Genomic DNA, 12770 nt, shown 5'->3' with positions numbered 1-12770 from the left:
TGCCCCGCTACCTAGCCCTTATGATTTTCTCCGCGCCTCGTTTTACTGCCCTAAGCCATCCGGCCGCCCCCGTAGCGGGCCGCCCGGCCGGGGCCGGCGCGTTTGAGTCTGCCACCTGGCATCATCACGGGCACCATTCCTCTTTCTAGAGGAATGAACGCATCATATTGACCCGTTGGGCGAGCCGCAACCGGCTCCCCGGCCCCCGGAAAAGTGGGGGTCCGGCCGGCCTCTGGCCTTTTCCCAACCTGCGCAGGGCCCGCCAGCACATCCAACTTCTGAACCGGCGCTATAGTCCCCGCCCATTCCGCCACTCTGTCTTTTTCGGATTATCAATTAAGACCGCCAAACCGGCCATTTCTTAATTCTTAATTCAAATCCTTAATTAAAAAGAAATGCTCCGTCTGGCAATCCAGAAATCCGGCCGCTTAAGTGAAGACTCCCTGAATCTGATTCGGGAATGCGGCATCAACTTCCTTTCGGCTTCCTACAAGCTCAAAACCGAAGCCACCAACTTTCCGCTTGAAATCCTGTACCTGCGCGACGACGACATTCCCGGCTACGTGCAGGATGGCGTGGCCGACCTGGGCATCGTGGGCCAGAACGTGCTGGTGGAGGCCGGTTTTCCGGAGCTGGAAGTTGAAGGCCTGGGCTTCAGCAAGTGCCGCCTGAGCCTGGCCGTGCCCCGTGCCGCCGCCTACGACTCCATCCAGGATTTGCAGGGCGTGAGCATTGCCACTTCGTACCCAAAAATCCTGGGCGACTACCTAGCCGGGCAGGGCGTGCGGGCCAATCTGCACACCATCAGCGGCTCGGTAGAAATTGCCCCCAGCATCGGGCTGGCCGAGGCCATCTGCGACATCGTGAGCAGCGGCTCGACGCTGCTCGGCAACGGTCTGCGCGAAGTGGAAACCGTGTTTCGCTCGGAGGCCGTGCTCATTGCCAACCAAACCCTGAGCGCCGAAAAGCAGGAGCAGCTGGAGCAGCTGCAATTCCGGATGCAGGCCGTGCGCCGGGCCCGCCGCAACAAATACATCATCCTCAACGCGCCCGTCGCGGCTCTGGATGCGGTAAAAAAGCTGCTGCCCGGTATCAAGTCGCCCACCCTCACGCCGCTGGCCGAGGAAGGCTGGGTGTCGGTGCAGTCAGTAGTGAATGAGGACGACTTCTGGCACATCACCAGCCAGCTCAAAGCCGTCGGCGCCGAAGGGATTCTGGTGCTGCCAATTGAGAAAATGATTTCGTGAAGAAGCGGCTTTGCAGAAGCTAGAAGATAGTAGCTAGAAGATAGAATTTGTTCTCCGTCATTCTAACTCCTAGGTGAACTGACAAGCTAAATTGGTGTACGGCGTGTCATTCAGAGCGCAGCGAAGAATCTCGCTTGAACAACTGTTGAACGATTTTACGCGAGATTCTTCGCTACGCTCTGAATGACGTTCTGCCTACCAACTTAATCTGTCAGTTCACCTAGCTTCTGCGAAGCAGCTTCTAACTCCTAGCTTCCCAAAAAAATGAACATCTTTCAATACCCTTCCCGGCCCGAGTGGGCGGCCTTGCAGCAGCGGGCGGCCCAGCAGCAGAGTGCCGAAGTGGAGCAGCGGGTGCAGCAGATTTTCGAGGACGTGCGCCAGCGCGGCGACGCGGCTTTGGTAGACTACGGCCGCCAGTTCGACCGCGCCGACCTGTCGGGGGCCGGGGGCCTGCGCGTGGGGCCCGAGGAGCTGGCGGCGGCCGGGGCCCAGGTTTCTTCGGAGCTCCAGGCGGCCATCCGGCAGGCCCACGCCAATATTTTGCGCTTCCACGAGGCCCAGGTGCCGCGGCCGGAGCAGGTGGAAACCATGCCCGGCGTGAGCTGCTGGCGGCGGGCGGTGCCCGTGCAGCGGGTGGGCCTGTACATTCCGGGTGGCACGGCGCCGCTGTTCAGCACCCTGCTGATGCTGGGCGTGCCGGCCAAATTGGCGGGCTGCCCGCACATCGTGCTCTGCACGCCGCCCCAGCCCGATGGCTCGGTGAACCCGGTTATCCTGTTTACGGCCCGGTTGCTGGGTATTGATACGATAGTGAAAGCCGGCGGGGCCCAGGCTGTGGCCGCGCTTAGTGGCGGTACCGAATCGGTGCCGGCCGTGGACAAGATTTTCGGGCCCGGCAACCGCTACGTGACGGCCGCCAAGCAGCTGGCCACCCGCTACGGCGTGGCCATCGATATGCCCGCCGGCCCCTCGGAAATACTGGTTATGGCCGACGCCACCGCCAACCCGGCCTTCGTGGCGGCCGATCTGCTCAGCCAGGCCGAGCACGGCCCCGACTCCCAGGTCATCCTGCTCTCCGACTCCTTGTATATACTGGAGCAAACCCAGGCCGCAGTGCAGCGCCAACTGCAAGAGTTGCCCCGGGCCGAAGTGGCCGCCCAGGCCCTGACCGAAAGCCGCGCCGTTCTGCTGCGCGACGTAGAAGAGATGCTGGATTTCTCGAACGAGTACGCGCCCGAGCACCTGATTCTGGCCGTGGAAAGCCCCGAGGAGCTGGCCGCGGGCGTCACCAACGCCGGCTCGGTATTCCTGGGCCACCTCACGCCCGAAGCCGTGGGCGACTACGCCTCGGGCACCAACCATACGCTGCCCACCAACGGCTACGCCCGCAACTACAGCGGCGTCTCGCTCGACTCGTTCCTGAAAAAAATCACCTTCCAGCGCCTCACCGCTGAAGGCCTGCGCAACGTGGGCCCCATCACGGAAGTTATGGCCGAAGCCGAGGGCCTGCGCGCCCACGCCCGCGCCGTGACGCTGCGGTTGGAGTCGTTGAATCTTGAGGAGCAGCGCAAAGAAAAAAGCGTGTCATCCTGAGTATTCCGCGCATCAAGCGGCGAGGAAGGATTATGTACAGAAGCTAGCATCAAGCATTGGCCTCTATATAGGTCCTTGGTCCTTGCTCAAAGCGCAACATACGCAGGCTGACAGAAGAAAAAATCAGCGTAATCACCCTAATCAGCGCAAATCAGCGATGAGTATAGACAACCTAGTGCGGCCCAACATCCGGGGCATGAAGCCCTATTCCTCGGCCCGCGACGAATTCCAGGGGGAGGCCCAGGTGATGCTCGACGCCAACGAGAACAGCCTGGGCAGCGCCGGCCCCGCCCGCTTCAACCGCTACCCCGACCCCCAGCAGCGCGCCGTGAAGGCTGAGCTGGCGAAGCTGAAAGGCGTAGCGCCCGAGCAGATTTTCCTCGGTAATGGCTCCGACGAGGCCATCGACCTGCTGGTGCGCCTGCTGTGCGTGCCCGGCCAGGACAGCCTGCTGGTGCTGCCGCCCACCTACGGCATGTACGAGGTGGCCGCCAACCTGAACGACGTGGCCGTGGAGCGTATTCCGCTTACTTCCGACTTCCAGCTTTCGCCCGAAATCGTGGCCGGGGTGCTGGCTTCCAAAGCTAAAATCGTGTGGCTGTGCTCGCCCAACAACCCCAGCGGCAACCTGCTGCACACCGAGTACATCGAGCAGATTCTGCGCGGCTTCCAGGGGCTGGTGGTGGTGGATGAGGCTTATGCCGACTTCACCCCGGCTCCGAGTTGGACGACCCGGCTGGCGGAATTCCCGAACCTGGTAGTGTTGCAGACCTTTTCCAAGGCCTGGGGCCTGGCCGGGCTGCGGCTGGGCATGGCCTTCGCCGCGCCCGAAATCGTGGGCTACCTCAACAAAATCAAGCCACCCTACAATGTGTCGGAAGCCACCCAGCAGCATGCCCTGGCCGCCCTGCGCGATGCGCCACGCTTCGAGCTGCTGCGCCAGCAGCTGCTAACCGGCCGTGACTGGCTGGCCGAGCGGCTGCCCGCGCTGCCCATCGTAGCGGAGGTGTTCCCGTCGGATGCCAACTTCCTGCTCGTGCGCTTCAAGCCCGATGCCACGGCCGTGTACAACCACCTGGTGGGCCGCGGCATTATTGTGCGCAACCGCACTACCCAGCCCGGCTGCGCCGGCACGCTCCGCCTCACGGTAGGTACGGCCGCCGAAAACGAGCTGCTGCTGCGGGCGCTGGCCGAGTTTAACGCTTAAAAGAACGTCATGCTGAGCTTGTCGAAGCATCTCTACCGCTTCGTTACAGTCAGTAGAACTAGCATTGCAGTAGAGATGCTGCGACTGCGCACCCGGGCTCTATGCGCCACATGCTCAGCATGACAATGAATGACTTTTTAAATCAAACATGAAAAAAGTACTCTTCATTGACCGCGACGGGACCATCCTCGTCGAGCCGCCAACCGATTTTCAGGTCGACGCGCTGACGCGGGAAAAATTCCAGTTTGTACCCGGTGCCATTACCGGCCTGGCCCGCATTGCCCGCGAGCTGGATTACGAGCTGGTGCTGGTGAGCAACCAGGATGGCCTGGGCACCGAGAGTTTCCCCGAGGATACTTTCTGGCCCGCCCACACCATGATGCTCGACGTGCTGCGCTCGGAAGGCGTGGAGTTCGTGCGCGAACACATCGACCGGAGCTTCCCGCACGAGAACCGGCCCACCCGCAAGCCCGGCACCGGCATGTTGCAGCAGTACCTGGCCGAAGGCGCCGGCTACGACCTGCCGGGCTCCTTCGTCATCGGCGACCGGCTGACCGACGTGGAGCTGGCCCAGAACCTGGGCTGTCAGGCCATCCTGCTCCAGCCGGAACCCGCGCCGGAAGGGGAGGGGGCCGACGAGCGCGCCGCCCTTACGACCATGAGCTGGGAGAAAATATACCAGTTCCTGCGCCTGCCCGCCCGCACCGCCGTGGTGCAGCGCGACACGAACGAAACCAAAATCCGCATCGAGCTCAACCTCGATGGCCAGGGCCGCCCCCAGATGCACACCGGCCTGGGCTTCTTCGACCACATGCTCGACCAGCTCAGCAAGCACTCGGGCGTGGATATGAAAGTGGAAGTGCAGGGCGACCTGCACATCGACGAGCACCACACCATCGAGGACGCGGCCATTGCCTTGGGCGAAGCTTTCAACCAGGCCCTGGGTGACAAGCGCGGACTGGCCCGCTACGGCTTCCTGCTACCCATGGACGACGTGCTGGCTCAGGCGGCCATCGACTTTTCAGGCCGGCCCTGGCTGGTGTGGGACGCCGAGTTCAAGCGCGAGAAAATAGGGGATATGCCCTGCGAAATGTTCTACCATTTCTTCAAAAGCTTCGCCGATGCGGCCCGCTGCAACCTCAATATTAAGGCCGAGGGGCAGAACGAGCACCATAAGATTGAAGCCATTTTCAAGGCCGTGGCTAAGGCCATTAAAATGGCGCTGGTGCGCGACGCCGGGCGCATGGAAATCCCCAGTACCAAGGGTATCTTATAAGTTATCCATTTGCATAAACAAATGGATAGAGATCATCTTGCCAGGTTAATGTGCTCAGCCGTTGCTGATATGGCACTTATAACAAGTTTGGGCATGCTGGCCATTCGATTGATTGGCTAGACTAACAAAGAGCCGAGCTGCAAGCGGGCTGAAGCGCACAACTTGTTTATACAAATGGTTTAACAAATGAGTAAGCATGTTTTTTTCAACCGGAATATTCAAATGGAAATAGCCATAGTTGACTACAAGGGCGGCAACGTGCAGTCGGTGCTGTTTGCCCTGGAGCGCCTCGGCGTGCAGGCCACGCTCACGGCCGACCACGACGTGCTGCGCCGGGCCGACAAGGTGCTGTTCCCCGGCGAGGGCGAGGCCGCCTCGGCCATGCGCGAGCTGCGGGCCAAGGGCCTGCACGAGCTGCTGCCGACGCTTACGCAACCATTTCTCGGCATCTGCCTGGGTATGCAGCTGCTGGGTCGCCACACTGAGGAGGGAGGCGGTACCGATATGCTGGGTATTCTGCCCTTCGACGTGGTGCGCTTTGCGGCGGCCGGGCCGGAGCACAAAATCCCGCACATGGGGTGGAACAACCTGCAACAGCTCAGCAGCCCGCTGTTCGAGGGCCTGCGGGCCGAGGATTACGTGTACTTCGTGCACAGTTACTATGCGCCGGTGGGCGAATACACCATTGCCGAGGCCGCGTACCCCGCGCCGTTCAGCGCCGCCGTGCAGCACCAGAACTTCTACGCCGTGCAGTTCCACACCGAGAAGAGCGGCCCCGTCGGCACCCGCATTCTGGAAAATTTTATCAGGCTGTAAGCTTTAGGGCTTAGGGCTTAGGTGTTAGGGACTTAGGGCTCAGATTCATTTTGCCCAACTAAGCCCTATTACCTAAGTCCCTAAGCCTTAATACCTAAGTCCCTAAACCCTAGCAAATAATGCATATCATCCCCGCCATCGACCTCATTAACGGCCAGTGCGTGCGCCTGACGGAGGGCGACTTTGCCCAGCAGACCACCTACGACGCCGACCCCCTGGCCGTGGCCCAGCGCTTTGAGGCGGCCGGCGTCAAGCGCCTGCACCTCGTGGACCTAGATGGAGCCCGGGCCCGGCAGCCGGTGAACCTGCCGGTGCTCGAACGAATTGCCCGCCACACCAGTCTGCACATAGATTTCGGGGGTGGGCTGCAGAGTGAGGACGCCGTGCGCCAGGCCTTCGACGCCGGGGCTCGGCAGATTACGGCCGGCAGCATTGCCGTGCGCGAACCCGCAACCGTAGCTGGCTGGCTGGCCACGTTCGGGGCCGACCGCATTATCATCGGGGCCGACTACCGCGACCACCACATTGCCATCAACGCCTGGGCCGAGCAAAGCGAGCGGACCCTGCGCGAGTTCGTGGCCGACTACCTGGCCGCTGGGGCCACCACCTTCATCTGCACCGACGTGAGCAAGGACGGCAAGCTCCAGGGCCCCTCGCTGGCCACCTACACCGAGCTGCGCGAGCAACTGCCCACCGCCGAGCTCATCGCCAGCGGCGGCGTCACGACCATTGCGGACGTGGAGGCGCTGGCCGCCATCGGCATGCACGGGGCCATTATCGGCAAAGCCATCTATGAGGGCACGATTACGCTGGAGCAACTGCGGCCTTGGCTGTAGGCTTACCAGATGATATCTTCCGTAAATGGCTGCTCCCGGTAATCTTGGAATTCACGAATCCTGCGCAAAGAATTACGCTGAACATCTAGCTCCCAGATGGCACCGTGTTTTCCAAACGAGTCAACCAGTAACTGTATGCAGGCGTTTTCGATATAGCGGAGTGCTTGTACCCACTGGTGATTCTCGAAACGAACAATCTGTTTGCCGCGCTTCGAATGCCAGGTGGTAACATGTTCACCGGCCACTACTGCCCAGTCATCTTGGCGACTTATATAGCCGCAGGTTGGGTCGCCGTAGAAATCGTCTTCTATTACATGTTCGCCGTTTCTCTTACGGATAAGTAGCGCATCCTCATATGTATGGCCTAGCAGGAAACTGTCTGTTTCATCCAGCAAGCGTAAATCAGGATAAGCTTTCTGCCAGTTAAATTCTCTCATTTGGATAGGTGTAGCATTTGTCAAAAGTAAGGAAGACAGACATATACCAAAACTAACCCCGATGCTGACCAAACGAATCATTCCCTGCCTCGACATAAAGGACGGCCGCACCGTGAAGGGCGTGCAGTTCGAGGGCCTGCGCGACGCCGGCGACCCGGTGGCGCTGGCCGCCCGCTACGCCCGCGAAGGCGCCGACGAGCTGGTGTTTCTCGACATCACGGCCACCAACCAGAAACGTGCCACGCTGGTGGCCCTGGTGCGCGACGTGGCCCGCGAGCTGGACATCCCGTTCACGGTGGGCGGCGGTATTGGGTCGGTGGCCGATGTGGAGGCGCTTTTACTCAGCGGGGCCGACAAGGTGAGCATCAACTCCGCCGCGCTGGCCCGGCCCGAACTTATCAACGAGCTGGCTGCCCGCTTTGGCAGCCAGGCCATCGTGGTGGCCGCCGATGCCCGTTTTAATGCGGCCGACGGCTGGCAGGTATACACTCGCGCCGGCACCCACAACACCGGCCGGGGCGCCGTGGACTGGTGCCGCGAGGCCGCCGACCGGGGCGCGGGCGAAATCCTGCTGACTTCCATGAGCAACGACGGCACCAAGGACGGCTTCGCCCTCGACATCACCGGGGCCGTGAGCCGGGCCGTACCCATTCCGGTTATTGCCTCAGGCGGCGCCGGCTCGATGCAGGACTTCACCAAGGTGTTCCAGCAGGCCCGCGCCGACGCTGGCCTCGCCGCCAGCATTTTCCACTTTGGCGAAATCGGCATCCGCGAGCTGAAAGAACACCTGCGCCAGGACGGCATTCCGGTCCGGCTGTAATATTCAGTTTTCAGTTGGTAGTTGTCAGTTGTCAGGATTGATAAATGGAACCCCTACCACTGACAACCAACAACTATCAACTGACAACTACCAAATGGACTTTGCCAAAATGCCCGATGGGCTGATTCCCGTGATTGTGCAGGATGCCGCCACGGGCCAGGTGCTCATGCTGGGCTACCAGAACGAGGAGGCGCAGCGCGTCACCCGCGAAACGGGCCGCGTGACGTTCTTCTCGCGCTCCAAGCAGCGCCTCTGGACCAAGGGCGAAACTTCCGGCAACTACCTCACCGTGGTGAGCGAGCACGAGGACTGCGACCAGGACGCGCTGCTCATCCGCGCCCTGCCCGACGGGCCTACCTGCCACCGGGGCACCGTCAGCTGCTTCGAGCAGCCCAACCAGACGGCCTACCCGGCCCCGGCCGTGGGCTTTATTGCCGAGCTGGAGCGGCTGGTGCAGCGCCGCCACCAGTTTCCCGACGAAGACCCGAAGTCGTACACCGCCTCGCTTTTCCGCAAGGGCATGCCAAAAATCGCCCAGAAAGTAGGGGAGGAGGCCGTCGAAACGGTTATCGACGCCGTGGGCGGCAACGTGGCCGGCCTGAAGGGCGAGGCCGCCGACCTGCTATACCATTTGGTGGTCCTGCTGACGGCCTCGGATTTGTCGCTGGAAGATGTGGTGGGCGTGCTACGCGAGCGGCACAGCACCATTTCCGGGGGCGTGCGGCGGGAGTAACCGGGGTGGCCGTTGTAGCCGACAACGCTGGAGCAGGTTCTATCTAAAACGCTTAATGTAGCTATATGCGCCCACGTTTTCTGTTTTGCTCCGGGGCCCTCGTGACCTTGGCTTTGGGCCAGTGCACGAGTGCCCGCCGCACGGCCAACGTGGAGCAGGTGCAACTCACGACCACCGATATTGACCTGTTCTGGGCGGCCTATCCGGCGGCAATGCGCGATACGGCCCAGGCCGACAAGGTATTCGCCGAGCAGTACTTTGCCAAGGGTTCGGCGGGGCTGCGGGATTATTGTGCGCGTAAATACCAAGGCGACGCTCGGCGGTTTGCCCGCAACATTACCCAGCGGCCGCGCTTTTACAACTCCATTCGAGCCACCTCTTTGGCCATAGCCGGTCAGAAACCCGAAATTCTGGCGGCCTTTCATCGGCTTCAGCAGCTGTATCCGTCGGTTCGGTTCAATGAGGTGTACTTTGTTGTGGGCGGGTTTGCAGGCAGCACCGCCCAGCCAGTGGGCTTGCTGATTGAGGCCGACCAAACCGCGTGCGGCCCGGGCGTTGATAGCTCGGAGCTAACGTTGGTGCAACGCAACCGGTGTGGGGCTGTAACCGACTTGCCGGCCGTGATTACCCACGAGATGGTGCATAATGTGCAGCAACCCCACGATGGGACGCTGCTCGGGGGCATCATTCGGGAGGGGATGGCTGATTTCGTGGCGGAGCTGGTAACGGGCCAGCCTGGAAGCAACGCGCGCCTGCACGTTTACGGCAACGCCCACGAGCGGGAACTATGGAACCAGTTCGTGCCCGATATGCACGGCCGCGACCCCCGGAATTGGCTGGCGAATTCGAAACAGGAAACGGCCGAGCGGCCCTGCGACCTGGGTTACTACGTGGGCTACCGCATCTGCCAGGCCTACTATGCTCAAGCCACCGACAAGCGGCAAGCTCTGGCGGAACTGCTCGAAACCAAGGATTTCAAGGCATTGCTGGACCGAAGCGGGTACGCCGCGAAAATGACTTCCCGGTAGCCGTCGTACCTTGCCGGCCCGTTTTATCGCTCTCTTTTGCTGCCTGCCCGTATGTCCGCTTCCAACCCTGCCTACCTTAACCAGCAAAGCCTGACGGTGCTCGTGCCTGTTTATAATGAGGAGGAGAGCCTGGGGCAGTTCGTGGTGGAGATGGACAAATTTCTGGCCCAGACTCCCGTGCCCACCACTGTGCTGTTCGTGAACGACGGCTCCACGGACGGTTCATTGGCCCTGTTGCGGCAGGTGTGCGGCAGTAAGCCGGGCTACGAATTCATCAGCCTGAGCCAGAACCGGGGCCTGAGCACGGCCATCAAGGCCGGCATCGACCACGCCCGCACCACGCTCATCGGCTACATCGACTCCGATATTCAGACCACGCCGCTCGATTTTCTGGGCTTTTTCGAGTTCTTCCCCGAGTTCGATATGGTGAACGGCATCCGGGCCAAGCGCCAGGATACGCTGGTAAAAAAGCTTTCCTCCAAAATTGCCAACGGGGTGCGCCGCACGCTCATCAACGATGGGATTCAGGATACGGGTTGCCCGCTGAAAATCATCAAGACTGAGTATGCCCGCCGGTTGCCGCTATTCCACGGCATGCACCGCTTTCTGGGGGCGCTGGTGCAGCTGCAGGGTGGCCGGGTGAAGCAGCTGCCGGTGCGCCACTTCCCGCGCTTTGCCGGCACGGCCAAGTACAACCTCTGGAACCGGGCCTGGAAGCCGCTGGTCGACACGTTCGGTTTTCGCTGGATCCGCAGCCGCTGGAAAAACTACGAAATCGGCGAGCAGTACGTGGGTGCCCCCGCCGCGCCGGTCGGGCCCACGGGTGACAACCGCTAATCGGGCCGGAAGTGGGGATGCTTAAGTTTCAAGCGCTGCTGACGACGGCCAACGTGGCGCTGGTTATCGGGCTGGTGTCGCAGCTGCTGTTTTCGAGCCGCATTGTGCTGCAATGGATTCAGAGCGAGCGGGCCCGGCGGGTGCTGGTGCCCACGCTGTTCTGGCAAATCAGCCTGGTTTCCTCGTTTCTGATGATAGTCTACGGGCTGCTGCGCCACGACCCGGTGATTCTGGGGGCCCAGCTCATCAGCTACGCCATTTACGTGCGCAACCTGCAGCTGCTGGGCGAGTGGGGCAAGCTGCCGGGCTGGTTCAGGGTGGCGGCCTACGGCCTGCCGGTGGCGCTGCTGAGCTGGTTTGTGGCCGGCAACCGCCATTTCAGTTTGCGGGCCATGCTGGGTACCGAAATACCGGGCGGGCTGCTGCTGCTGGGCACCATTGGCCAGGGCATTTTCCTGCTCCGCTTCGTGTACCAGTGGATTTACTCCGAGCGCCGGGGCGAGTCGAGCCTGCCGCTGAGCTTCTGGGTTATCAGCCTGGTAGGCTCGCTGCTGATTCTGGCCTACGCCATCCTGCGCCGCGACCTGGTGCTGTTTATCGGCAACCTTTTCGGAACAGTGGTGTACGCCCGCAACATTGTGCTGCTGCGCCGGCAACTGCGGCAGGAGCCGGCGCAGCTCAACGACGGCCCGGAAATTCAGGCCCCGATGTAGCATTCATGGCTGTCGGTTTCAATTGCTGCGGATGCAACGGCTGACTGCTAAAGGAAGCAGGCTACTAAGATTCCACCGGCTGGTCAACCAGCCAGTCCACGAAGGCCCGCAGGCCCTGGTCCAGGTTGGTTTTCGGCGCGTAGCCCAGCAGTTGGCGGGCCCGGCTGATGTCGGCGTAGGTGATGTCCACGTCGCCGGGCTGCATGGGGTGCCGCTCCAGGCGCGGCTCCCGGCCCACGGCCCGGCCCACGGCGGCAATCAGCTCCAGCAGGGCCACGGGCTGGTGGTTGCCCAGGTTCAGCGTTTCGTACACGCCCTGGTGTTCCAGCAGATACTCCACGCCCCGGGCAATGCCATCCACGGTATCGAGCACGAAGGTATAGTCGCGGGCCGTGCTGCCGTCGCCGAACACCGGAATAGCCTCGCCGGCCCGCAGCAGCCGCACGAACTTATGAATGGCCAGGTCGGGCCGCTGCCGGGGGCCGTACACCGTAAAGAACCGTGCGTTGAGCACATCCAGCCCGTAGAGGTGGTGGTAGGTTGCCGTGAGCTGCTCGCCGCTGAGCTTGGAGGCGGCGTAGGGCGAAATGCAGCTGGCCAGCAGATTCATGTCCTCGCGGAACGGCTGCTCGCGGGTATTGCCATACACGGAGGAAGAGGAGGCAAAAAATAGCTTTTTGATGTCGCGCTGGCGCATCCATTCCAGCAGGTGGGCCGTGCCGAGCACGTTGTTTTCCAGGTAGGCGGCCGGCTCCCGCACCGAGGGCCCCACGCCGGCCTTGGCCGCCAGATGCACTACCACGTCCACCGGGTCGGCGGGCAGCGCGTCCACCAGCGCGTCGGGGCCACGGCGCAGGTCGGTTTCGTGGAAGCTGAAGCGCGGGTGGGCCCGGCAGGCGGTCAGGTTGCGCTCCTTGAGGGGGCGGTCGTAGAAAGGGTCGAAGTTATCGAGGCCGATGACGCGGTGCCCGTCGTGGAGCAGGCGTTCGGCCAGGTGCGAGCCAATGAAGCCCGCGCAGCCCGTAAGCAGAATAGAAGCCATGAACGAAAGGCAGGGGAGAAGCAAACTGCGGCCGGCGGGCCCAGTCAGGCAAATGTAAACCGATTTCGGCGGCCGGTGGCGGGCCATTGTCCGGAGCGGCGGCAGACTTCTTTGCCTGACTCCGCCACCTGGCCGAGGTGGCGGCGCAATACCGGGTGCCGTTAGCCGAACCGTAAGCCCAT

At 61.9% G+C, this 12770-nt stretch carries 13 protein-coding genes; 11 read left to right on the top strand and 2 right to left on the bottom strand.

From position 1 onward, the window contains the following. The first annotated feature begins 395 nt into the window (after positions 1-395). The 6 genes from hisG to hisA all read left to right on the top strand — a co-directional run bounded on the left by hisG (position 396) and on the right by hisA (position 6978). Positions 396-1247, top strand: coding sequence for an ATP phosphoribosyltransferase (hisG, locus tag BMY67_RS08125; protein ID WP_092770321.1), 852 nt, complete (start codon positions 396-398; stop codon positions 1245-1247). Positions 1248-1511: 264 nt separating this feature from the next. Further along, complete coding sequence (gene hisD / locus BMY67_RS08120) at positions 1512-2843, top strand: histidinol dehydrogenase (RefSeq protein ID WP_092770319.1); 1332 nt, start codon at positions 1512-1514, stop codon at positions 2841-2843. 157 nt (positions 2844-3000) lie between these two features. Next, a complete protein-coding gene (gene hisC / locus BMY67_RS08115) occupies positions 3001-4050 on the top strand; it encodes a histidinol-phosphate transaminase (RefSeq protein ID WP_092770317.1) in 1050 nt (349 codons plus the stop codon). 148 nt (positions 4051-4198) lie between these two features. Continuing rightward, positions 4199-5326 carry a bifunctional histidinol-phosphatase/imidazoleglycerol-phosphate dehydratase HisB gene (hisB, locus tag BMY67_RS08110; protein WP_092770315.1) on the top strand — a complete coding sequence of 376 codons (1128 nt, stop codon included), beginning with the start codon at positions 4199-4201 and terminating at the stop codon, positions 5324-5326. A gap of 222 nt (positions 5327-5548) precedes the next feature. After that, positions 5549-6142: an imidazole glycerol phosphate synthase subunit HisH gene (hisH, locus tag BMY67_RS08105; RefSeq protein WP_092771617.1), complete on the top strand. Its 594-nt coding sequence runs from the start codon at positions 5549-5551 to the stop codon at positions 6140-6142. A gap of 119 nt (positions 6143-6261) precedes the next feature. Beyond that, complete coding sequence (gene hisA, locus BMY67_RS08100) at positions 6262-6978, top strand: 1-(5-phosphoribosyl)-5-[(5-phosphoribosylamino)methylideneamino]imidazole-4-carboxamide isomerase (protein WP_092770313.1); 717 nt, start codon at positions 6262-6264, stop codon at positions 6976-6978. A 2-nt stretch (positions 6979-6980) separates the two neighbouring features. Here hisA and BMY67_RS08095 read toward each other — a convergent pair whose 3' ends face one another. After that, entirely contained in the window at positions 6981-7415 is a 435-nt protein-coding gene (locus tag BMY67_RS08095; RefSeq protein WP_092770311.1) for a hypothetical protein, read from the bottom strand. 61 nt (positions 7416-7476) lie between these two features. Here BMY67_RS08095 and hisF point away from each other — a divergent pair, with 61 nt between their 5' ends. The 5 genes from hisF (at position 7477) to BMY67_RS08070 (ending at position 11546) form a co-directional block, all read left to right on the top strand. Beyond that, positions 7477-8235: an imidazole glycerol phosphate synthase subunit HisF gene (gene hisF / locus BMY67_RS08090; RefSeq protein WP_092770309.1), complete on the top strand. Its 759-nt coding sequence runs from the start codon at positions 7477-7479 to the stop codon at positions 8233-8235. A gap of 94 nt (positions 8236-8329) precedes the next feature. Then, positions 8330-8968 (top strand): bifunctional phosphoribosyl-AMP cyclohydrolase/phosphoribosyl-ATP diphosphatase HisIE, encoded by a 639-nt coding sequence (gene hisIE, locus BMY67_RS08085; protein WP_092770307.1) that lies wholly within the window; start codon positions 8330-8332, stop codon positions 8966-8968. Between the two features lie 65 nt (positions 8969-9033). Beyond that, positions 9034-9996, top strand: a complete 963-nt coding sequence (locus tag BMY67_RS08080; RefSeq protein WP_092770305.1) for a gliding motility protein GldB-related protein — start codon at positions 9034-9036, stop codon at positions 9994-9996. Positions 9997-10047: 51 nt separating this feature from the next. Further along, on the top strand, positions 10048-10833 hold the full coding sequence (locus BMY67_RS08075; RefSeq protein WP_092770303.1) for a glycosyltransferase: 786 nt from the start codon (positions 10048-10050) through the stop codon (positions 10831-10833). A gap of 17 nt (positions 10834-10850) precedes the next feature. Continuing rightward, positions 10851-11546 (top strand): lipid-A-disaccharide synthase N-terminal domain-containing protein, encoded by a 696-nt coding sequence (locus BMY67_RS08070; RefSeq protein WP_092770301.1) that lies wholly within the window; start codon positions 10851-10853, stop codon positions 11544-11546. Between the two features lie 64 nt (positions 11547-11610). Here BMY67_RS08070 and BMY67_RS08065 read toward each other — a convergent pair whose 3' ends face one another. Further along, positions 11611-12588, bottom strand: a complete 978-nt coding sequence (locus BMY67_RS08065; RefSeq protein ID WP_092770299.1) for a GDP-mannose 4,6-dehydratase — start codon at positions 12586-12588, stop codon at positions 11611-11613. Positions 12589-12770: the final 182 nt, after the last annotated feature.

Origin of the sequence: Hymenobacter actinosclerus (genome assembly GCF_900111515.1) — a bacterium.
Taxonomy (GTDB): Bacteria; Bacteroidota; Bacteroidia; order Cytophagales; family Hymenobacteraceae; genus Hymenobacter; species Hymenobacter actinosclerus.
Note: the sequence above shows the minus strand (reverse complement) of the source record. Positions and strands in the feature narration are given on the sequence as shown.

What these genes read in the sequence shown, in the direction of transcription:
- hisG (WP_092770321.1), top strand. Translation starts at nt 396, where the DNA reads ATGCTCCGTCTGGCAATCCAGAAATCCGGCCGCTTAAGTGAAGACTCC.
- hisD (WP_092770319.1), top strand. Translation starts at nt 1,512, where the DNA reads ATGAACATCTTTCAATACCCTTCCCGGCCCGAGTGGGCGGCCTTGCAG.
- hisC (WP_092770317.1), top strand. Translation starts at nt 3,001, where the DNA reads ATGAGTATAGACAACCTAGTGCGGCCCAACATCCGGGGCATGAAGCCC.
- hisB (WP_092770315.1), top strand. Translation starts at nt 4,199, where the DNA reads ATGAAAAAAGTACTCTTCATTGACCGCGACGGGACCATCCTCGTCGAG.
- hisH (WP_092771617.1), top strand. Translation starts at nt 5,549, where the DNA reads ATGGAAATAGCCATAGTTGACTACAAGGGCGGCAACGTGCAGTCGGTG.
- hisA (WP_092770313.1), top strand. Translation starts at nt 6,262, where the DNA reads ATGCATATCATCCCCGCCATCGACCTCATTAACGGCCAGTGCGTGCGC.
- BMY67_RS08095 (WP_092770311.1), bottom strand. Translation starts at nt 7,415, where the DNA reads ATGAGAGAATTTAACTGGCAGAAAGCTTATCCTGATTTACGCTTGCTG.
- hisF (WP_092770309.1), top strand. Translation starts at nt 7,477, where the DNA reads ATGCTGACCAAACGAATCATTCCCTGCCTCGACATAAAGGACGGCCGC.
- hisIE (WP_092770307.1), top strand. Translation starts at nt 8,330, where the DNA reads ATGGACTTTGCCAAAATGCCCGATGGGCTGATTCCCGTGATTGTGCAG.
- BMY67_RS08080 (WP_092770305.1), top strand. Translation starts at nt 9,034, where the DNA reads ATGCGCCCACGTTTTCTGTTTTGCTCCGGGGCCCTCGTGACCTTGGCT.
- BMY67_RS08075 (WP_092770303.1), top strand. Translation starts at nt 10,048, where the DNA reads ATGTCCGCTTCCAACCCTGCCTACCTTAACCAGCAAAGCCTGACGGTG.
- BMY67_RS08070 (WP_092770301.1), top strand. Translation starts at nt 10,851, where the DNA reads ATGCTTAAGTTTCAAGCGCTGCTGACGACGGCCAACGTGGCGCTGGTT.
- BMY67_RS08065 (WP_092770299.1), bottom strand. Translation starts at nt 12,588, where the DNA reads ATGGCTTCTATTCTGCTTACGGGCTGCGCGGGCTTCATTGGCTCGCAC.